This is a genomic window from Mycobacterium sp. D16R24, from assembly GCF_002013385.1.
GTDB lineage: Bacteria > Actinomycetota > Actinomycetes > Mycobacteriales > Mycobacteriaceae > Mycobacterium.
The window spans coordinates 1-17,811 of record NZ_MAEV01000046.1; the positions used below are offsets into that span (position 1 = coordinate 1).

Annotated in this window: 19 protein-coding genes and 2 pseudogenes; 10 read left to right on the plus strand and 11 right to left on the minus strand. The window is 62.8% G+C overall.

Features of this window, described 5'->3' with window-relative positions:
• Positions 1-134: 134 nt before the first annotated feature.
• From B4383_RS25260 to B4383_RS25270, 3 genes and pseudogenes are all read right to left on the minus strand, one after another.
• A complete protein-coding gene (locus tag B4383_RS25260) occupies positions 135-539 on the minus strand; it encodes a MarR family winged helix-turn-helix transcriptional regulator (protein ID WP_262875860.1) in 405 nt (134 codons plus the stop codon).
• Positions 494-739, minus strand: a pseudogene (locus tag B4383_RS25265) (MFS transporter); the annotation flags it as partial. The pseudogene B4383_RS25265 and the gene B4383_RS25260, both read right to left, overlap by 46 nt.
• A gap of 315 nt (positions 740-1,054) precedes the next feature.
• On the minus strand, positions 1,055-2,356 hold the full coding sequence (locus tag B4383_RS25270) for an aldehyde dehydrogenase family protein (RefSeq protein WP_262875854.1): 1,302 nt from the start codon (positions 2,354-2,356) through the stop codon (positions 1,055-1,057).
• Positions 2,357-2,492: 136 nt separating this feature from the next.
• Between B4383_RS25270 and B4383_RS25275 the strand changes: the two genes are divergently transcribed.
• Entirely contained in the window at positions 2,493-3,800 is a 1,308-nt protein-coding gene (locus B4383_RS25275; protein WP_078294563.1) for an IS256 family transposase, read from the plus strand.
• A gap of 380 nt (positions 3,801-4,180) precedes the next feature.
• Here B4383_RS25275 and B4383_RS25280 read toward each other — a convergent pair whose 3' ends face one another.
• On the minus strand, positions 4,181-4,582 hold the full coding sequence (locus B4383_RS25280; RefSeq protein WP_078294560.1) for a PPOX class F420-dependent oxidoreductase: 402 nt from the start codon (positions 4,580-4,582) through the stop codon (positions 4,181-4,183).
• Between the two features lie 275 nt (positions 4,583-4,857).
• Here B4383_RS25280 and B4383_RS25285 point away from each other — a divergent pair, with 275 nt between their 5' ends.
• Positions 4,858-6,555, plus strand: coding sequence for an amidohydrolase (locus B4383_RS25285; protein WP_078294558.1), 1,698 nt, complete (start codon positions 4,858-4,860; stop codon positions 6,553-6,555).
• Here B4383_RS25285 and B4383_RS25290 read toward each other — a convergent pair.
• Positions 6,552-7,541, minus strand: coding sequence for an acyl-ACP desaturase (locus B4383_RS25290; RefSeq protein WP_078294555.1), 990 nt, complete (start codon positions 7,539-7,541; stop codon positions 6,552-6,554). The genes B4383_RS25285 and B4383_RS25290 overlap by 4 nt on opposite strands.
• A gap of 443 nt (positions 7,542-7,984) precedes the next feature.
• Between B4383_RS25290 and B4383_RS25295 the strand changes: the two genes are divergently transcribed.
• Positions 7,985-8,344, plus strand: coding sequence for a DUF5994 family protein (locus B4383_RS25295; RefSeq protein WP_078294570.1), 360 nt, complete (start codon positions 7,985-7,987; stop codon positions 8,342-8,344).
• On the opposite strand, the gene B4383_RS27330 is transcribed toward B4383_RS25295, so the two are convergent.
• Positions 8,341-8,754 carry a DUF5994 family protein gene (locus B4383_RS27330; protein ID WP_286143944.1) on the minus strand — a complete coding sequence of 138 codons (414 nt, stop codon included), beginning with the start codon at positions 8,752-8,754 and terminating at the stop codon, positions 8,341-8,343. The two genes, B4383_RS25295 and B4383_RS27330, sit on opposite strands and share 4 nt — an antisense overlap.
• Positions 8,751-9,029, minus strand: a complete 279-nt coding sequence (locus B4383_RS26540; RefSeq protein WP_139361053.1) for a hypothetical protein — start codon at positions 9,027-9,029, stop codon at positions 8,751-8,753. The genes B4383_RS27330 and B4383_RS26540 overlap by 4 nt, the downstream gene beginning before the upstream one ends.
• Before the next feature lie 295 nt (positions 9,030-9,324).
• Here B4383_RS26540 and B4383_RS25305 point away from each other — a divergent pair, with 295 nt between their 5' ends.
• Complete coding sequence (locus B4383_RS25305) at positions 9,325-10,209, plus strand: hypothetical protein (protein WP_078294552.1); 885 nt, start codon at positions 9,325-9,327, stop codon at positions 10,207-10,209.
• 1 nt (position 10,210) lies between these two features.
• Here B4383_RS25305 and B4383_RS25310 read toward each other — a convergent pair whose 3' ends face one another.
• Positions 10,211-10,741, minus strand: coding sequence for an FKBP-type peptidyl-prolyl cis-trans isomerase (locus B4383_RS25310; RefSeq protein ID WP_176138436.1), 531 nt, complete (start codon positions 10,739-10,741; stop codon positions 10,211-10,213).
• Positions 10,742-10,967: 226 nt separating this feature from the next.
• Here B4383_RS25310 and B4383_RS25315 point away from each other — a divergent pair.
• Positions 10,968-11,162, plus strand: a pseudogene (locus tag B4383_RS25315) (monoamine oxidase); the annotation flags it as partial.
• A 95-nt stretch (positions 11,163-11,257) separates the two neighbouring features.
• Positions 11,258-11,449: a hypothetical protein gene (locus B4383_RS25320; RefSeq protein ID WP_078294568.1), complete on the plus strand. Its 192-nt coding sequence runs from the start codon at positions 11,258-11,260 to the stop codon at positions 11,447-11,449.
• Positions 11,450-11,473: 24 nt separating this feature from the next.
• Here B4383_RS25320 and B4383_RS25325 read toward each other — a convergent pair whose 3' ends face one another.
• From B4383_RS25325 to B4383_RS25335, 3 genes are all read right to left on the minus strand, one after another.
• The gene (locus tag B4383_RS25325) at positions 11,474-11,686 is read right to left on the minus strand and encodes a TOBE domain-containing protein (RefSeq protein WP_078294547.1); all 213 of its coding nucleotides are present in this window, start codon (positions 11,684-11,686) and stop codon (positions 11,474-11,476) included.
• Positions 11,687-11,950: 264 nt separating this feature from the next.
• Positions 11,951-12,157 carry a cold-shock protein gene (locus tag B4383_RS25330; protein WP_078294545.1) on the minus strand — a complete coding sequence of 69 codons (207 nt, stop codon included), beginning with the start codon at positions 12,155-12,157 and terminating at the stop codon, positions 11,951-11,953.
• 408 nt (positions 12,158-12,565) lie between these two features.
• The gene (locus tag B4383_RS25335) at positions 12,566-12,982 is read right to left on the minus strand and encodes a DUF5313 domain-containing protein (protein WP_078294542.1); all 417 of its coding nucleotides are present in this window, start codon (positions 12,980-12,982) and stop codon (positions 12,566-12,568) included.
• Positions 12,983-13,199: 217 nt separating this feature from the next.
• Here B4383_RS25335 and B4383_RS25340 point away from each other — a divergent pair, with 217 nt between their 5' ends.
• The 4 genes from B4383_RS25340 (at position 13,200) to B4383_RS25355 (ending at position 17,801) form a co-directional block, all read left to right on the plus strand.
• Entirely contained in the window at positions 13,200-13,562 is a 363-nt protein-coding gene (locus B4383_RS25340; RefSeq protein WP_078294565.1) for a metalloregulator ArsR/SmtB family transcription factor, read from the plus strand.
• 78 nt (positions 13,563-13,640) lie between these two features.
• Complete coding sequence (locus B4383_RS25345) at positions 13,641-15,554, plus strand: phosphoenolpyruvate carboxykinase (GTP) (RefSeq protein WP_078294539.1); 1,914 nt, start codon at positions 13,641-13,643, stop codon at positions 15,552-15,554.
• A 61-nt stretch (positions 15,555-15,615) separates the two neighbouring features.
• Complete coding sequence (locus B4383_RS25350) at positions 15,616-17,271, plus strand: SulP family inorganic anion transporter (RefSeq protein ID WP_078294536.1); 1,656 nt, start codon at positions 15,616-15,618, stop codon at positions 17,269-17,271.
• Positions 17,272-17,426: 155 nt separating this feature from the next.
• Entirely contained in the window at positions 17,427-17,801 is a 375-nt protein-coding gene (locus B4383_RS25355) for a hypothetical protein (protein WP_078294534.1), read from the plus strand.
• The last annotated feature ends 10 nt before the right edge of the window (positions 17,802-17,811 follow it).

Genomic DNA, 17,811 nt, shown 5'->3' on the forward strand with positions numbered 1-17,811 from the left:
CCACTCGCGGCCCTTGGTCCACCAATCCCGCCATCTGACCCGACTTCTGCAGACCCCACAGCGACCCTGGCATGTTGCCGTTCGCTAGGCCGGACTGAGAGTCGTTCGTTGAGCGATCCGGCCGCGGCTTTCATTCAGTGTTTGGCGGCGGCGCTGACTCTTGCTATCGCATCGCGCAGCGCCCTCAGTTCATTACCCTCAAGTGCCGCAAGCGCTTCGGGAGCCGGGTCGTCGACCGCATTGATGGTGGCCACCATCGACCAGCCGGCGTCGGTCAGTGATACCACTTTGTACCGCCGGTTGGTGGGAATAGTCTGACGCATGACTAGGCCGCGGTCCTCCAGATCGTTGACGGACACCGTGGCCGCCGGGGGATCGATTGTCACGGCGTGCGCGACCTCTTTGACGGTCATCGAACCGCGGGACAGCCGGAGCAGGATCCGGATGCGACTGAAAGGTAGGCCCGTCTGGTCGACGGTCGCTCGCCTCCAATACGCCGCCGACCGAATCGGTCGGCCATGGCACCCGAGAGCAGCAATAGCGAGGCCACCATCAAGGTGTAGATGTCAATGACCCACTGCATTTGCGAAGGCGACGCCGAAAGGTCGGCGCGGATGCTCGGGATTGCAACGTTGGCGATGGTCACGTCGATCGACACAATGAGCACGCTCAGGCAGCAGGACGCCAGGACGAAGGCCTTGTGCCGGCGGCTCAGTTGTTCGACAACAGTTTCATTCACACAACTATTTTGAAACTACAAACTGATGCTAGCGCAAGTCGGCGGGTACCAGTCGATTGCGTGCTGCCCGACCCGACGCCGGACATAGCCGCCGCCGCGGGCATCGGAGGGGTTCCGGGGGCACAGCCGCGTGTCACATACCCGCAACGGAGCGATGCCGTGTCCCGAGTCGATTTTCTAATCGGTCGCTTATCGTCTGAGGCGCCGATGCACGGCCGACTGACGCCCTACGTCAAATAGCAGTTCTCCCAGAGGATTTCGACTGCGAAAAGGGTCACCGTCCGCTGTAGGCGCCTTCCAGCGCATCGACGCAGTTCAGTCCAAGGTGACGGTTACTGCCTTGACTTGGGTGTAGGACAGCAGTTCCTCCGTGGACTCTTCGGATCCAACACCTGACGATTTCCGACCGCCGAAGGGCAACCCCCAGTAGTGGCGTGCACTGCCGTTTATCCAGACGTAGCCAGCATCAAGTCCCGCAGCCATGCGGTGGGCTTGGCTTACGTCGTTGGTCCACACCGCGGCGGTCAACCCGAACTCGACGCTGTTGGCAACTTCGACAGCCTCGGCTTCGTCACGGACGGTCAGCACCGAAAGAACGGGCCCGAAGATCTCGTCGCGGGCGACATCGGTTTGTGGTGCCACTCCAGCCAATACGGTCGGGGCGACATACCAGCCTTTGCTACCAACACCCTGCGCGCGTCCTCCACCGGTAAGCACGCTGGCGCCGCCCGCCCGTCCTGACTCGATGGCCCGCAACGACTTTGAGTATTGCGCTTGGTCGATGACGGGTCCCATGTCCGTGCCGTCAACGAGCGGGTCGCCTACCTTGATGGCAGCGACCTGATCGACGACCAGATCAATCACCTCGTCAGCGATCGCTTCGTGCAGCAGCAGTCTGCTTGTTGATCCACAAGATTGGCCCGCGGTGGTGGTGAAGTTCATCCCTGCGACGGCGCTTTTCGCCGCCGCCTCCAGATCGGCGTCCGGCATGACGATCATCGGGTTCTTGCCGCCGAGTTCGAGTGTGACGTATTTGACGCCGTGCTCTGCAGCCAACCGCTGGATATGCCTACCCGTGCCAGGGGAGCCGATGAAGCCGATTCGCCGGACCAATGGATGAGCGACCAGCGCGGCGCCCGCAGTTGCGCCATGCCCAGTTACGACCCCAAACAGGCCCTCTGGCAAAACTTCCCTCGCCAACTGGGCGAGGCGGATGGCCGAGAGCGGTGTTTGATCGGGAGCTTTCAAAACCACGGCGTTTCCCGCCATGAGTGGAGCAGCGATCTTAGATCCTGCGAACAGGACAGGATGATTGAAGGGTACGATTCGGGCGACCACGCCATAGGGCTGCTGCAGCGTGTAGTGGAGGTTCGCCGAGAGTGGAATAGTACGTCCGCCGATATCAAATGCGGCGTCTGCCATCAGCTCGAGCACTTCGGCCGCCCAGTTCACATCGTCGCGCATCGCAGGCAGTGGAAAGCCACCGTCAATCGCGTCGAGCAGCGCGAGTTCTTCGGTATGCTCTCGCATGAGTGTCGCCAAAGCTCGCAGCATGGTGCCGCGCTGCCGCGGCGTCCGGAGTGCCCAGTCACGTTGGGCAGCATGCGCAGTCGCCACCGAGCAATGATCAGAACCTGTGGATGAGCCTCGGCGAGGTGGCGTGAAAGTGGGCGCACCTTCCCGAGGATGATCATCACGGAAACAGGATCTCGATCAAGACCGGCGTTGGCGCGCTGGTTGGGAAGGTACGCCCATGCTCACGGTAGTTCACGACGCGGAATCAGCCAACGAGAACGGCAGCGGTGCTGGTCGGTCGTTGTTGGATGAGATCGTCCGCGACGGTGCGCGGCAGATGTTGGCGGCGGCACTGCAGGCTGAAGTAGCCGCCTACGTCGACGCCCATGCCGGTGAGGTCGACGACAACGGTCGGCGTCTGGTGGTCCGCAACGGCTATCACCACGAACGTGACATCCTCACCGCCGCGGGTGCGGTCACGGTGACCGCCCCGCGGGTCAACGACAAGCGCATCGACGCCGTTACCGGTGAGCGGCAACGGTTTTCCTCGGCGATCCTGCCGGCGTGGGCACGCAAGTCCCCGCAGATGACCGAGGTGCTGCCACTGCTGTACCTGCACGGGCTCTCGACGAGTGACTTCGGTCCGGCGCTGGAGCAGTTTCTCGGCTCGAGTGCCGGACTGTCGGCCACGACGATCACCCGGCTCACCAGCCAATGGCAGGACGAGGCGAAGACTTTCGGCGAGCGTGACCTCTCGGGCACCGATTACGTCTACCTGTGGGTCGACGGCATCCACCTCAAGGTCCGCCTCGAGCAGGAGAAGCTCTGCCTGTTGGTGATGATCGGGGTCCGCTCCGATGGCCGCAAGGAACTCGTCGCCCTGGCCGACGGATACCGGGAGTCGACCGAGTCGTGGGCGGATCTGCTGCGGGGCTGCCGTCGTCGTGGGATGACCGCGCCGGTGCTGGCCGTCGGTGACGGCGCGTTGGGGTTCTGGAAGGCCATCCGGGAGGTGTTCCCGGCCACCCGGGAGCAACGCTGCTGGTTCCACAAGCAGGCCAATGTGCTTGCTGCGTTGCCGAAATCAGCGCACCCAGCTGCGTTGGCCGCGATCAAGGAGATCTACAACGCCGAGGACATCGACCACGCGCAGGTCGCGATCAAGGCCTTCAAGGTCGACTACGGCGCCAAGTACCCCAAAGCGGTCGCCAAGATCGTCGATGATGCCGATGTGCTCCTGGAATTCTACAAATACCCAGCCGAACACTGGATCCATTTGAGAACCACGAACCCGATCGAATCAACGTTTGCCACCGTCCGCTTGCGGACCAAGGTCACCAAGGGCCCGGGATCCCGGGCGGCCGGAATTGCCATGGCCTACAAGCTCATCGACGCCGCGCAAGCCCGCTGGCGGGCAGTCAACGCACCCCACCTGGTCGCCCTCGTCCGTGCCGGCGCCGTCTTCCACAAAGGCAAGCTACTCGAACGCCCCGCCGACATCACACCGCCCGAGCCGGGCGAAACAACCGAAACCGAGGTCGCCTGAAACAACCTCATCCACAGGTCTTGACAATATCTCTACTGCACAATCCCGAGCTGCATCGAGTCTACGTCTACCGTACGAATCTGCACGTCTTCGGTCCTCAAGGTGTTTGTGAATTACCAAAGCTTTTCTGAGATCGAGCGAGCGAATTTATTAGTTTCCGCAATGCGCTTTACTAAGCGGCACCCGCAGGGCATCGGAAATGGCCTGTAGCAGAATATAAGGCATGTTCGAGGACATCGTGGGTGTACGTACTCTGTACGCCCATATTGGCGAAGGCAAATAATAGGAACGATGCCGTGCCGATGGATTCATTTGCTGTCGGAGTATGCCGAAACAACCCTCCGGGGGAGGGGCAGGTGTGGCCCGGGGTGCTTATCCGCTTATGTTGGCAACCGCTGCGGAGCTGGGGAGATCTCGATGGCGACCGACGCCTGCTGGCGACGGGCAATCCAGACTCCGAGTTCACTCAACGGCCCCAAAAGGCAATACTTGCGGCTGACGATCTTGCGGACCCGCGGAGTGTCCTTGAGGTCCAGCACCCGCGCGGTACCCGCCACGACTGGTGCACCAGGGGTGAGCTGCCCGCGAACACTGCACGGCTGCAATGTCACCGCAGGATTGCGCCGGATGCGTTTGACCTTGTACGCGCCTACCTCCGAGAAGTAGTAGAGCTTGCCGTCCGCCGGAGCAATCCAGACCGGTGTGGATACCGCCGTGCCGTCCTTGCGATAGCTCGTAAACGACACATAATTCGCCCGGGCCGCCACATCCCAATCGGTCATTGGTTGACCCTCCTTCTCTTCACGCAGTACAACCCGATTCTGTCGTAGACGCGAACTGGTCGCAGCAAGCGGTACTCCGGGATTCAGCGTTGTTGAGCTCCACTCCGAGGGACATGGGCATTCCCGCCTGATCCCGGCTCTCTTCACCAGATACTTATTGACGCCAGGAACGAGTCCACTCGGCAGGAAGGCTATACGTGCCGTCGACCAGGAGACGGTGATTGACCCTGCAGATCTCTCAACTGTCCCCAGCAACAGTAGGAATAGGAAGCAACATGCCGGACATCGTCCTGACCGCCGCGACCGTGATCACCATGGACGATGACCAGCCTCGGGCCGAGGCCGTCGCCGTATCGGATAGCCGCATCGTCGCAGTGGGCTCGCTGGCCGGGTGCACCTCAGTGTTGCCCGGCGCCGAGGTGATCGACACCGGAGCGGGCGCACTTCTTCCCGGTTTTGTTGAGCCGCATGGTCATCCGTTCATGAGTGGTGTCATCACCGAAGCGCCGGTCCATTCGATCGCCCCCTGGAAGGCATCAAGCTGGGCCGACGTCACTATCGCATTCCAGGCTGCACTCGCGGACACTGATCCTTCAGAACCCCTGATTTTCAGCGGATTCGACGCACTCTTGCACGAGCATCCCGCGCCCGATGTCGATGAGCTGGATCAGATATTCGGTGATCGGGTCGCGGCCATCACCGACAACTCCGGCCACGGGGTCTACTTCGGCACCGCATTGATCAAGCTGCACGGTTGGGACAGTGCCCCGCCGGCGGACCCGGTGGGCGGGCATTACCAACGCAAACCCGATGGCACCCTCAATGGGCGCGGGTTTGAAGTTCCCGCGCTGACGGAAGTGCTCGCCCCGCTGATCGCCGGGCTGGGCAATCCCATGCACTCAGCCGCACAGTTCTTCGCCGTGATGTCCCGTGGCGGATACACATCGACCTCGGATATGGCGTATGACCCTCAGCTCAAGCCCGCATACGAGGCGCTCGCCACGGCCCCGTCATGCCCGCTGCGGGTCAGCCTGTGGGAGATGTCGACCACCGAAACCTACACTGAGCCAGAAACATTCACCGCCAGCGATGACATGCTGTGCAAGACGGGTGTCAAGCTGTGGACCGATGGTGCGGTCTGGGTTGGGTCGGGCGCGACATCCTTTGCGTACGTCGACTCGGCGGCCACCCGGCGTGCGGCCATCGACCCCGCCGCGGCAGGCGGAACCCGTTCGTTGAACTACTCCCGCGCGCAGCTTGATGCCATTCTCGACAAAGCCGCGCCCCGTGGTTGGCAGATGGCATTCCATTCCAATGGCGATCTTGCCGTGGAACTTGCACTCGATGCCTACGAGGCGGCGTTACAGCGTCATGGCCTGCTCGGCACCGATCACCGGTGGCGGCTCGAACACGCCGGCGGTGCTACCCGGGCCCAGCTCGACCGCGCCGCGCGGTTGGGCGTACACGTATCCATGTCGCCGTTCCAGTATTACTACTGGGGTGATCTGCTGGACGGCCAGATCTTCGACCACGAGAACGGCAGCAGATGGCAGCCGTTCTCGGACGCGGTCGCGTCCGGGGCCTGCATTTCCTTCCACAACGACGGTTCGGTATCACCACCCTCGCCGCTGACGAACATCCAGACGGTGACGGCGCGACGCACACGTGCCGGCAATGTCCATGGCGCCGGACAGGCGATCCCCATCGATGAGGCGTTGCGCGCTCAGACCATCAATGCCGCCCGCACGCTGCGTCGAGACCACCTGATTGGTTCCATCGCGGTCGGCAAGCTGGCCGACTTCGTCGAGCTGTCCGCGGACCCCTACGACGTTGACCCGGCTCGGCTCATCGAGGTAGTCGGCGTCAACGGCACATGGGTCGGCGGCCGCAGGGTGGACCTGGACGTGTTCCTCGACGCCTCACGAACAGAGCATGACGCCGCACCGGCGGTGCCCATCAAGCACTGTTGTTAGCGGCTAACCAAAACCTTGGCGGCGTTGCGCTCGGCGCGCTTGGTCTGGCGATCCAGGTACTTGGCCTTGACTTCCTCGAAGTCCTGGGAGGTCTTTTTGAGGTCGCCGACGATGCGATCGAGGTCCTCGCGGTACCACTCGCCCTCGCCGGTGATGTCGTCACGATCGAAGATGCGCCACTTGCGCAGCACCGGCAGCACCACCTCCTCGAGGTGGGACTGCGGGTCGTAGACGCCGCCGGTGGCGATGGTGACGGCGTTGCGGCGAAAGCCGGGGATCGTGTATCCGGGCATCGTGAAGTTGTCGAGCACTTTATGTACGGCCTGAACAGCCTGATTCGGGGCGATCTCCAGGCCGGCCGTCACCATGTTGCGGTAGAAGATCATGTGCAGGTTCTCGTCGGTGGAGATGCGCTTGAGCAGCTCGTCGGCGACGGGTTCATCGCAGGCCTTGCCGGTGTTGCGGTGCGAGACGCGGGTGGCCAGCTCCTGGAAGGTCACGTAGACCACCGAGTCAAACAGGCCTTCCGAGAACGGTACGTTCTGCCGGTTCTGGCCGGGGGAGAAGCCGCTCGTCATCTGCGCTATGCGGAGTTTCTCGAGTTCTACCGGATCTACCGAGCGGGTGACGACGAGATAGTCGCGGATGGCGATGCCGTGGCGGTTCTCCTCGGCGGTCCACCGGTTGACCCAGGTGCCCCACGGCCCGTCCATGGTGAAGTTCATGGCGATCTCGCGGTGATATGAGGGCAGGTTGTCCTCGGTCAGCAGGTTGGTGATCATGGCGACCTTGGCCACCTCGGAGAGCTTGGACTGCTCCGGATCCCAGTCCTGACCGCCCAGGGCCTTGTAGTTCTTGCCTTCAGACCACGGCACATAGTCGTGGGGGTTCCAGTCCTTGGTGACACCGAGGTGGCGATGGACATTCTCCTCGACCACGGGCTCGAGCTCATGGAGCAACTCAAGGTCGGTGAAGGCCTTCTGCATGGACACGTTCCTCAGATCGGGGAGCCAGACGGATACCGCAACTAGCGGTACACGTATCCAGCAGTTACAGAAAGCTAGCATGTTCATGCCGTGAATGGGCGACTACTTGCAGTACTCGCTCAATTGAGAGCATTCCGTGACCGCCCCAACTTCGGCCGGCGTAGCCATCCGATCGCCGGTAGCGCCAGCTGATCGCAAACTTTTGACTTATTCAAAATTGTTGAGCGTCAACCATTTACGAATCGGCGTCAACGGAGTCGCTCAAAGGGGGGTAATATTGGTTAAGTAACTATCGCGGTGGCACGTACCTAGCACCAACTGTTTCGGCTCATACGGATTCCCTTGTCTGAGTCTCATTGAGCAACAAGGAAGTACGTATGACACAGGCCGAATATCCTGGTCCGCCGATCCGCTATACGTTGGGTCCGCGCAAGACCGGCAGGATGAACGGCGCGTGGTGGCCGCAAGACGACGGATTCATTGCGCGGGAACTCTCACCGTTGATTGAAGAGCTGGCCGAGCACATTGGTCCGGTCAATCAGGTATCCCTGAACTGGAAGGCCGGCTCGCCCCGGTCGAGCATGAGGTCGGCAGCTATGCCTCCGACTCTCGCTAACCGTGCTTTCCATTGGGTGGTCACACTGCAGGGCGAGCATCGGACGGTCCGGATCCTCATGGTGCCGGCACGCACCAACCGGATTCTCGCCAGGGTGATCATGCGCTTGGCCGCGCAAATGCCCCTGCTTGATTCTCCCAAGGAGGACGAAGTCTCCGCGGCGCTCCGAATCATCATGGCCGCTTAGCCCGTGATGTTGAGTTCCACCAGTAGCTTGCGGACCCGCTGTTCGATGTCGTCCCGGATAGGACGCACGGCCTCAATCGGCTGGCCCGCCGGGTCGGCTAGGTCCCAGTTCTCGTAGCGCTTCCCGGGGAAGTATGGGCAGGTGTCGCCGCAGCCCATGGTGACCACGACATCGGCGCCTTTTGGGGCGGCCTCCCATTCCTGGATGCGGTAGATCACCCGTTTGGCGGCCCCCAATCGGGGTGCCACGGCATCTAAAAGCACTGGCAGGTCTTGCGTTAAGTCACGTGAGTGCGGCCACCATGCACCATCGACGTGCCCACTCCCATCACCATCGGGCTTTAACAGAAGGCGAATGGAGTCGTCACTCTCGAATGTCGCCGGTGCCGCCAATGTGGCAACGCGGGTCATGACGTCGGCCTAGCTGACGGTGCGGCGGACACCAGCCGGGCTCCGCCGCCGGAGTCCCAATGGTTCTCTGCTTCAAAGGTATCGATCCACCGCGCCAGCCCCGTGATGTCGGCAGGCACCCCGGCATTTCGTTCGTCATGTGACTCGCGAGAAGGAGGGGCAATCAACAGGGCCAGATGCGCCCCGCACGCCCCCTGAACGCGAGTGGCATTGGTGGGCTGCAGAAGACGCAGAGGCAGTCCGACTCGTGCGGGCGAGAATATTTGATGCGTCATCAGACGCTCCTAGCTTCAGCGCCCGTGTCCGGTGCTGAATGTTTCGACGACGCCACACCCATGAGTGGGCCGGTGCAAAATACCGTCTTCTAGCCAGCCTACTCCGATCGATGACTCAAACAAGTCGGCTGTAAATCTTTGGCTAGACGCGGTTTTCGGACAAACAGCACTGGACTATCGGTGTTGCCTTCGCCGATCAGCTCGCAGGTACGGCCGGTAACAACCGGCGACGCAGAACCAACTGTAACTACAATCGACCGATGTCAACGACCGCACGCAATGACACCGCTATTCCATGCTGATCGGCATCGTGGCGGCCGTGCTCGCGTGCCTTGGGTATGGGACCGCGTCGGTTCTGCAGGGTTACGGTGCCCGTGAATCCGCGACGAAAGTTCACGGGCCGACGGGCGACGGCGCCCCGCCGCTGACATCGACAATCTCCGCGATGCTGACTCCCGCATTCATCGCCGGGATGGTTCTCGATCTTGTCGGGTTCGCGGGCAGCCTGGTGTCGGCACGGTTGATTCCACTGTTTCTCGCCCAGACGATCATGAGCGCCAACTTGGTGGTCACTGCGGTACTCGGCATCGCGGTATTGGGTGTGCGTCTGCAACGACGGGACTGGCTGGCAATCTCGGCCGTGTTGCTGTCGTTATGCGTCCTCGCAACGACGGCCGGTCATCGCGGTGAGGATGCCGCACCGGCGCCTGTGCACTGGGGCGTGCTCATTGCATCGGCGGTGGTGCTGCTCACCGGCTTCGGCTTTATCCGCCTGCTTGGCGGCCGCGCCGCGATCCCGGCGGGATTGTGTGCCGGGATTCTTTATGGGGCAATGGCTGTCGCGGTCAGGGTGCTCGATGGGCTCGAACCGTTGCACGTGAAGGTCATGCTGTCCGATCCCGCCGCCTTCGCCGTGATCCTTGCGGGGGTGGGTGGCTTCTACTTGTTTACCGTTGCGCTGCAAGTGGGTTCGGTCAACGGTGCGGCGGCGGCGTTGGTCGTGGGGGAGACGGTCGTGCCCGGCGTCACTGGTGTCGTGCTCTTAGGCGACAGCGCCCGCCCGGGGCTGGGCTGGCTTGTCGCCGTGGCATTCCTGGTCGCGGTGGTCGCGGCGGTGGCAGTGGCTGCGTTCGGTGCCGTCGAGAACGCGCAGCCGACAGCACTGAACACGGCACGCTGAATCAGTTTGAGGCGTCGAGGATCTTGATCGCGAAGACGAGTGTGTCACCCGGACGGATGCCGGCGCTGGGCTGACCGGCCGGATAGCCGTCGGCAGGAACCATCGCCACAGCGACGGTGGACCCAACCTTCTGTCCTGCGATGGCCTTCTTGAAGCCCGGCACGACTCCGTTCAGCGGGAACTGAGCCGGAGCGCCCCGGGTGTAGCTGCTGTCGAACACGGAGCCGTCACGGCCGTTGACACCCATGTAGCAGACCGAAACCGTGGCTATGTCCCCGACGATCGGCCCGGTTCCAGTCTGCAGTGTGTGCACCTGGGTCTCGGTCACGCTGAACGGAGCGGTCACGTTGACGGATGGCGCCGCCGTATCCGTCGATCCACTGACCGCGACATTGCCGGTGCTCCCGGCCTGCGTCCACTCGGGCGTGCCACCGTTCTGCGGTGCTGCTGTTGGGCAAGCGCTGGCCGCCGTTGCGGGATCGGCAGGGGCCGACTTGGCCTCCGTATCGGATCCGCACGCGGCGAGCGCCAGAACGAACGAGGCGGCGCAGGCCGCAAGCGCGGCGGATGGGTACACACGCGAAGAGTTCACGGTGGTTACGCTAACAGCTGCGTTCCACGCGGCAGGGGAGGAGTGCGTGGAGCCTTTGCGTACGACCCGCTGATTGAGACGGCAGGAAAGATCACCGTTCCTGTCAAGTACCGAATTCCTTGGGGTGAAGAGGAATTCGACAATGCATCCGGGACGGGTTGTTCGACGCCTTGCCTACGAGCCGTTGCTCGGCGTGACTCGCAACTGCCTGCATCAACGTATGGCCAGCGGTGCGGTCATCAAGATCTCTGCCATCTACGACGAATCCGTTCTGGCGCGGGGACGGGCTGTGCGGACAATCTGCCGCGCCGGGCAGTCCCGCGACGCTGACATCGACGCATGCACCGACACCGGAGTACCCGCGCGAGTTACTCGTAAACTGCTGCCATGAAGTGGTTCTCACGGAGACGTAGTGAACGCCCCGAGCTCGTTCAGCTCAGCCCCGAGGCCACGTCGGTGGTCGATCAGCTCGTCGACCACCATCACGACCGCGAATGGCCGACGGCCGTTGGCTGGTACCTGCCTGACGAAGAGCCGCCGTGGGACGCGCTTGATGAGCTTCGCCGCAGTGGCTACTGCGAGGTCCAGCGGGACGGTGACGAGGTCGAGGTGGATTTCACCGATCTCGGGCACCGCACCTTCACGTGAGACCCAGCTCAGCGCGAACCTGAACTACTCGACCCCCACAGTCACCTCGGTGGACTTGATGAAGACGGTGGCGGCCTGACCGACGGTGAGCCCGAGGTCGGCCACCGCGTCCTTGGTGATCGAAGATGTCACGACCTGATCGCCGCAGCCGAGCCGGATCTTCACAATGGCCATCACAGTTCCGACATTCACGTCGGTGATGGTTCCAGTCAGCTGATTGCGTGTAGATAGGCGCATGACATCTCCTTGCGTCGGTGTCCGGTATCCATGTTCAGGCAGTCAACCAGCTGTTGGCTAGTCAGGCTGGGCGGAGACGAGTTCGGTGTCTTTGCCGTTTTCGACGCACACCGCGAAAGACATGCGACCCCGCAAGGGGGCAATCTCATCTAGCGCCGCACCAGCCTCTGAGCCGGTAGGCGACATGCCCTCGGCGGCGAAAAAGCTGGCCGCCCAGGAATCCTGGACGGCCAGCCGAGCGCATTTATCTTGCGCGGTAAGACTTTAGACAGTCTGCACTGAAACAGCCTGGGGGCCGCGATCGCCGGCTTCTTCTTCGAAGCTGACGCGATCGTTCTCGTTGAGGCTGCGGAAGCCGCCCTTGTCGAGGATGGCCGAGAAGTGAACGAACAGGTCCTTGCTGCCGTTGTCCGGGGTGATGAACCCGAATCCCTTTTCGGCGTTGAACCACTTCACGATGCCTTGAGCCATGCGATTACTCTCCTGAGTATCTAATTGCGGGGTCGACGTTCGACCCTGGGTCTTGCGGAGGTACGCGAAATCAAAGCAACCGGCAAAAGTCACGGAGATTGGGTATGTGTCCGCCGCGGAAAATCTTCGCGAGCGTGTCACTAAGAAAATCAACCGTTTTCACCATATCAGAGGTCGAGCCCGATAACCAATGACCGGCAGTAGTCCGCTGCCTCAGAACATGAATTGGCCACCAGATTCCAAGTACTGGGGCAGGGAGCGGTCCGCCCAAACTGCTTGATGCCGAACAAAGCTCGTTGGCGCGGGCGGTGGGCAAGACCTCACCATCGTCGAACGGCCCGGCGGTCTTCCGGCCAGCACTACGATCTGCACGAAATAGGTTGCTGTCGTGCGGTTTTCGTGGGTGATTCAGATGGGGTCGCTGCTGGAATAGGTGTCGTTTGTCTGTGTGCGCGCGCCATACCTTTGGGCGTATGCCTGGTGCTTGCGTGCGTTTTTTTCGCGGTTGACGTTGTCGGCGAGTTTGGGGTCCAGGCCGTGTGTGGCGAGCCGGTGGCGACGCCAAATCTTGTTGAGAGCGTGGGTCATCAGGATTGCCCAGACGTAGACGGGCAGTGTGATCGCGGTGTGCAGCAGAAGTCCGCCGGGCAGCAGCCAGAACGGGGCCAGGATGAAATGGGGCGGGATCACGTAACGGATCATGTGTCGTCGAATTGCCCCGGGGCCGGCCAGGTCGTTGGCGACCCAATCGCCCATGCTGTCGGGCAGGCGCCGCCCATACGCGTAGGTGATGTACTGCCATGCGGTCGGCCGGTCGGTGGCCATCGACAAACTCCTCGTTGGAATGCCCGGTGCGCCTGGTCGGTCGAGCCCACTGGGTAGGTGTTGGGTGGCTCTCACCGGAAGCGGGCATCAGACAGCCCTGATGAGTACAAGGTAGCCCCGGTGAGAGCCAGGGAGAACTATAGACGGCCCCTTGTCCTGCGCTGTTGCCGGGTTGCTAATGTTTGCATGTTGATTGTTTTGGTGAGGTGGTCTTGTGGTGGATGCACGTCAGCCGCTGTATCGGATGAAGGCGGATTTCTTCAAGACGCTGGGGCATCCTGTGCGGATACGGGTGTTGGAGTTACTCAGCGAGCGGGATCAGGCTGTCTCGGAGATGCTGCCGGAAGTTGGGATCGAGCCGGCGAATTTGTCGCAGCAGTTGGCGGTGCTGCGCAGAGCGGGTTTGGTGACGGCGCGGCGTGAGGGGTTGTCGGTGCTGTACACGTTGACCTCTCCACAGGTGGCCGAGCTGCTGGCCACGGCGCGGCGGATCTTGACGGGGGTGGTTGCCGATCAGGCCGAGTGGCTCGATGGTGCCTCGCCGGCCGAGCCGGTGGTAGTAGCGCAGACCCGGCGCTAGTCGGAGGTATCGACGGGGGTATCTCCGACTAGCGCACTAATTGCGTACTTTCTTAATTAGCGTGATTTATTGATGGTGATGTTTTCAAGCGTGGTCAAGGAGAGTGTTGTGGCGAGTTCGGTGGATGCAGTGGATGCGGCGCGGTCGGTGGAGGGGTTGGCGCCTGCACCGACCACCCATGCGGGCGTGTTGTTGTGGGTCTCGGAGATGGCCGAGTTGTTGGGCCCGGATCGGGTGCTGTGGTGTGACGGGTCGCGCGCCGAGTGGGATCGCCTGACCAAGCAGCTGGTGGCCAAGGGCACGTTTGTGCCGTTGCGGGGTAAGCCGAATTCGTTTTGGGCTGTATCGGATCCGGCGGATGTGGCGCGCGTGGAGGACCGCACGTTCATCTGCTCGGAGAACGCGGCCGATGCGGGGCCGACCAACAACTGGATGGACCCGGTCGACATGACCACGATCATGACCGAGGAATACCGGGGGGCGATGGCAGGCCGCACTATGTACGTGATCGCGTTCTGCATGGGTCCGCTCGGCTCTGATGACCCGAAGTTCGGTGTACAGGTCACTGATTCGGAGTATGTGGCGGCCTCGATGCAGATCATGACGCGCTCTGGTGCACAGGTGTGGGATCGGCTGGGGCTACGCGGCCGGTTCGTTAAATGTGTGCACTCGGTGGGCGCCCCGCTGGCGCCGGGGCAGACTGACGTGCCATGGCCCTGTGATGAGACCAAATACATTTCGCATTTCCCCGCCACCCGCACCATCTGGAGTTACGGCTCGGGCTACGGCGGTAACGCACTATTGGGCAAGAAGTGTTTCGCGTTGCGGATCGCCTCGGTGATGGCCCGCGACGAGGGCTGGTTAGCCGAACACATGCTGATCCTCAAACTCACCTCCCCACAAGGTGTCGTGAAATATGTAGCGGCGGCGTTCCCGTCCTCGTGCGGCAAAACGAACATGGCGATGCTGCAACCCGCATTGCCGGGCTGGACGGCCGAGACGATCGGCGATGACATCGCCTGGATGCGGTTCGGTGCCGATGGGCGCCTGTACGCGGTCAATCCCGAAGCCGGATTCTTCGGGGTCGCCCCCGGTACCGGGCGAGCCACGAATCCGCACGCGATGGACACCATCGAGCTGGGTAACTCGATCTTCACCAACACCGCGCTGACCAACGACGGAGATGTGTGGTGGGAAGGTGCGACCGACACCCCGCCCGAACACCTGACTGACTGGCGCGGCCAGCACTGGACGCCGGCATCCGCCGAGCCCGCCGCGCACCCGAATTCGCGGTACTGCACCCCGATCGCGCAGTGCCCGACTGTCGCCCCCGAATGGGATGACCCCACGGGGGTGCCGATCTCGGCGATCTTCTTCGGCGGCCGGCGCGCCAGCACGGTCCCGCTGATCACCGAATCCCGCAACTGGCGTCACGGGGTGTTTCTGGCCTCCACGCTGTCCTCGGAAACCACCGCGGCGGCAGCCGGTGAAGTCGGTGTCTTGCGCCGCGACCCCATGGCGATGCGCCCCTTCCTGGGCTATCACGTGGGTGACTACTTTGCGCACTGGCTCAATATCGGTAACCGTAGCGACCCGGATCTGCTGCCGAAGATCTTCTATGTCAACTGGTTCCGCCGCGGCGCCGATGGCAAGTTCCTATGGCCCGGTTTCGGGGACAACGCCCGCGTCCTCAAATGGGCACTCGAGCGCCTCGATGCCACCGCTGACGCGGTCGCAACCCCGATCGGCTACCTGCCCACCGTGGACGCGCTCGATCGCACCGGCCTGGACATTAGCGACCAGGATCTTGAAGAGGCCTTAACGGTCAACATCGACGAATGGATCACCGAGACCGAATCGATCGACTACTGGTACGCCAGCATCGGGGGCAATCGGCTGCCCGATGACCTGCGGGTTGAGCTGGGCGCCCTGCGGACGCGACTGGTCGAAGCCCGGCAGGGATGCGCTGGCTCGGCCACCGAATCACCGTGACCATCAACCCAGTTGAGGTCCGCGCATCGCGGCGGGGCCCGATCGGTCACGGGATCCGCTGATGGGTACGGCCGTTATCGGCGCAGTGGCGCGGCTGCTGCCGCGTCGCAACGATTACGCCGGGCTGCCCCGGTCGTGGCGCCGTGACATCCTGGCAGGGATCACCGTCGGGGTGGTCGCACTGCCGCTCGCGTTGGCGTTCGGCATCAGCTCGGGGGCCGGGGCCGCCGCAGGCCTGATCACTGCGGTGATCGCCGGTGTGGTGGCGGCGGTGTTCGGTGGCTCCCACGTGCAGGTGTCCGGGCCGACCGGGGCCATGGCGGTCGTGTTGGCACCGATTGTTGCCCAATATGGCTCTGGTAGTTTGGCTTTGGTCACCATGCTGGCCGGGATCATCGTGATAGCCGCCGGGGTGAGCGGTTTGGGCCGTGCGGTCACGTTCATCCCGTGGCCGGTCATCGAGGGCTTCACCCTGGGGATCGCCGCGATCATCTTCTTGCAGCAAGTCCCCGCCGCCGTCGGCCTGCTGGCGCCGCAGGGGCAACGCCCGCTGGCCGTCGCGATCGACGTTCTCACGCACACCCGCTGGAGCGTCGCCGCGCCACCATTGTTAGTGGTGGGATTGGTGGCGGTGTTGATGGTTATCCTGCCGCAGCTGCACCGGGCCATCCCCGAATCATTGACGGCGGTCGTGGCCGCGACCGCGCTGGTGACCGCCACAGGATTGTCGGTGGCCCGTATCGGCGAATTGCCGTCGCGGCTACCGGCGCCGCTGCTGCCACACGCTAATCTGGCTGCCCTGCAAGCCCTTCTGGGAGCAGCGGTGGCAATTGCTGCGTTGGCCGCGATCGAATCGCTGCTGTCGGCGCGGGTGGCGGCCACCATGTCACCCACCGGCCCCTACGATCCCAACCGCGAACTGCTTGGGCAAGGCCTGGCCTCGGTGGCCTCCGGGGTATTCGGCGGGATGCCGGCCACCGGGGCGATCGCCCGCACCGCCGTCAATGTCCGCTCTGGGGCGCGCACCCGTGTTGCGGCGATCACTCATTCAGTTCTGCTGCTCGCGGTGGTCTACCTGGCAAGCGGGCCGGTGGGCGCCGTCCCGTTGGCCGCGCTGTCGGCAGTCCTGATGGTTACCTCCTTCCGGATGATCTCGGCGCGCACTGCGGTCACGATCCTTCGCTCAACTCGCTCCGATGCCCTGACCTTTGTGCTCACCGCCGTTGTCACGATCTGTTTCGATCTGATCGAGGCCGTGGAAATCGGCATCGTGGTGGCCGCCTTCTTCGCCCTGCGCGTCGTGGCGCGACGCAGCAGCGTCACCCGCGAAGAACTACCCGGCCCGCCTCTACCTGGCGATGAGAGGATCGCGCTACTGCGCCTGGATGGCTCCATGTTTTTCGGTGCGGCCGAACGCATCTCGAATACCATCACCGACGCCGACCGCCCCGACGTGAATGTCGTGATCATCCGCATGTCCCAACTGGGCATGCTCGATGCCACCGGTGCGCACACGCTGGCCCAGATCGCTGAAGACCTCGAGGCCCGTGGCATCACCGTCATCATCAAAGGTGTACGGCCCGAACACCTTAAGCTCCTCACCAACGTCGGCGTCATCGACTCCCTACGCCACGAAAACCACCTCATCGATACCCTCGAGGAGGCTATCGCTCACGCCCGCACCCACGTCGGCGGCACCCACCCCACAAACACCTGACAGGAAAGCCCCGCATGCACTCGTGGATATCCATCGCCGTACTTATCGCGCTCATGAGCGCAACCGTGTTGGTGGTCTGGAAACTGCAGCGCTAAAACATGCAAACCCGGTATGAGACTGCTCGACGATGCCTTGTAGGCGGAAAGGCCGCAACGGTGAGCTACGTCCACGACTCGGCACACGCCAAGATCCTCATGGAGGGCCTTGGGGGCGGAGTATGCCTACTCGCTGTGCACTGGCACGTCCAAGAAGCCAACAGGCAGGCCTACCTTCCGAGGATTCGGGCGACCACACTGAACATAATCCGCTCACTGATCGGCCAGGGCCTGTTCGAGCTAGGCGCTATGGCACCGCACACGCACCGATTTGTGCCGGCCGACGATCCCGAAGCCGCGCTGCGCGACGTCCGCACCGACTACGTCGACAACTTTGACGTGTTCGGATGGCAATACCGCTGGTGGCTGATCATCACTCCACGAGGCAGACAGATGGCCGAGCCCCTCGTCACGGCCTACCAACGCGAACTATAAGACACCTCAA

Coding starts and splice junctions, on each gene's coding strand:
- B4383_RS25295 (WP_078294570.1), top strand. CDS start 7,985: ATGAACGGCGCGTGGTGGCCGCAAGACGACGGATTCATTGCGCGGGAA.
- B4383_RS25305 (WP_078294552.1), top strand. CDS start 9,325: ATGCTGATCGGCATCGTGGCGGCCGTGCTCGCGTGCCTTGGGTATGGG.
- B4383_RS25350 (WP_078294536.1), top strand. CDS start 15,616: ATGGGTACGGCCGTTATCGGCGCAGTGGCGCGGCTGCTGCCGCGTCGC.
- B4383_RS27330 (WP_286143944.1), bottom strand. CDS start 8,754: ATGACCCGCGTTGCCACATTGGCGGCACCGGCGACATTCGAGAGTGAC.
- B4383_RS25285 (WP_078294558.1), top strand. CDS start 4,858: ATGCCGGACATCGTCCTGACCGCCGCGACCGTGATCACCATGGACGAT.
- B4383_RS26540 (WP_139361053.1), bottom strand. CDS start 9,029: ATGACGCATCAAATATTCTCGCCCGCACGAGTCGGACTGCCTCTGCGT.
- B4383_RS25335 (WP_078294542.1), bottom strand. CDS start 12,982: ATGGCCACCGACCGGCCGACCGCATGGCAGTACATCACCTACGCGTAT.
- B4383_RS25330 (WP_078294545.1), bottom strand. CDS start 12,157: ATGGCTCAAGGCATCGTGAAGTGGTTCAACGCCGAAAAGGGATTCGGG.
- B4383_RS25345 (WP_078294539.1), top strand. CDS start 13,641: ATGTTTTCAAGCGTGGTCAAGGAGAGTGTTGTGGCGAGTTCGGTGGAT.
- B4383_RS25325 (WP_078294547.1), bottom strand. CDS start 11,686: ATGCGCCTATCTACACGCAATCAGCTGACTGGAACCATCACCGACGTG.
- B4383_RS25280 (WP_078294560.1), bottom strand. CDS start 4,582: ATGACCGATTGGGATGTGGCGGCCCGGGCGAATTATGTGTCGTTTACG.
- B4383_RS25290 (WP_078294555.1), bottom strand. CDS start 7,541: ATGCAGAAGGCCTTCACCGACCTTGAGTTGCTCCATGAGCTCGAGCCC.
- B4383_RS25275 (WP_078294563.1), top strand. CDS start 2,493: ATGCTCACGGTAGTTCACGACGCGGAATCAGCCAACGAGAACGGCAGC.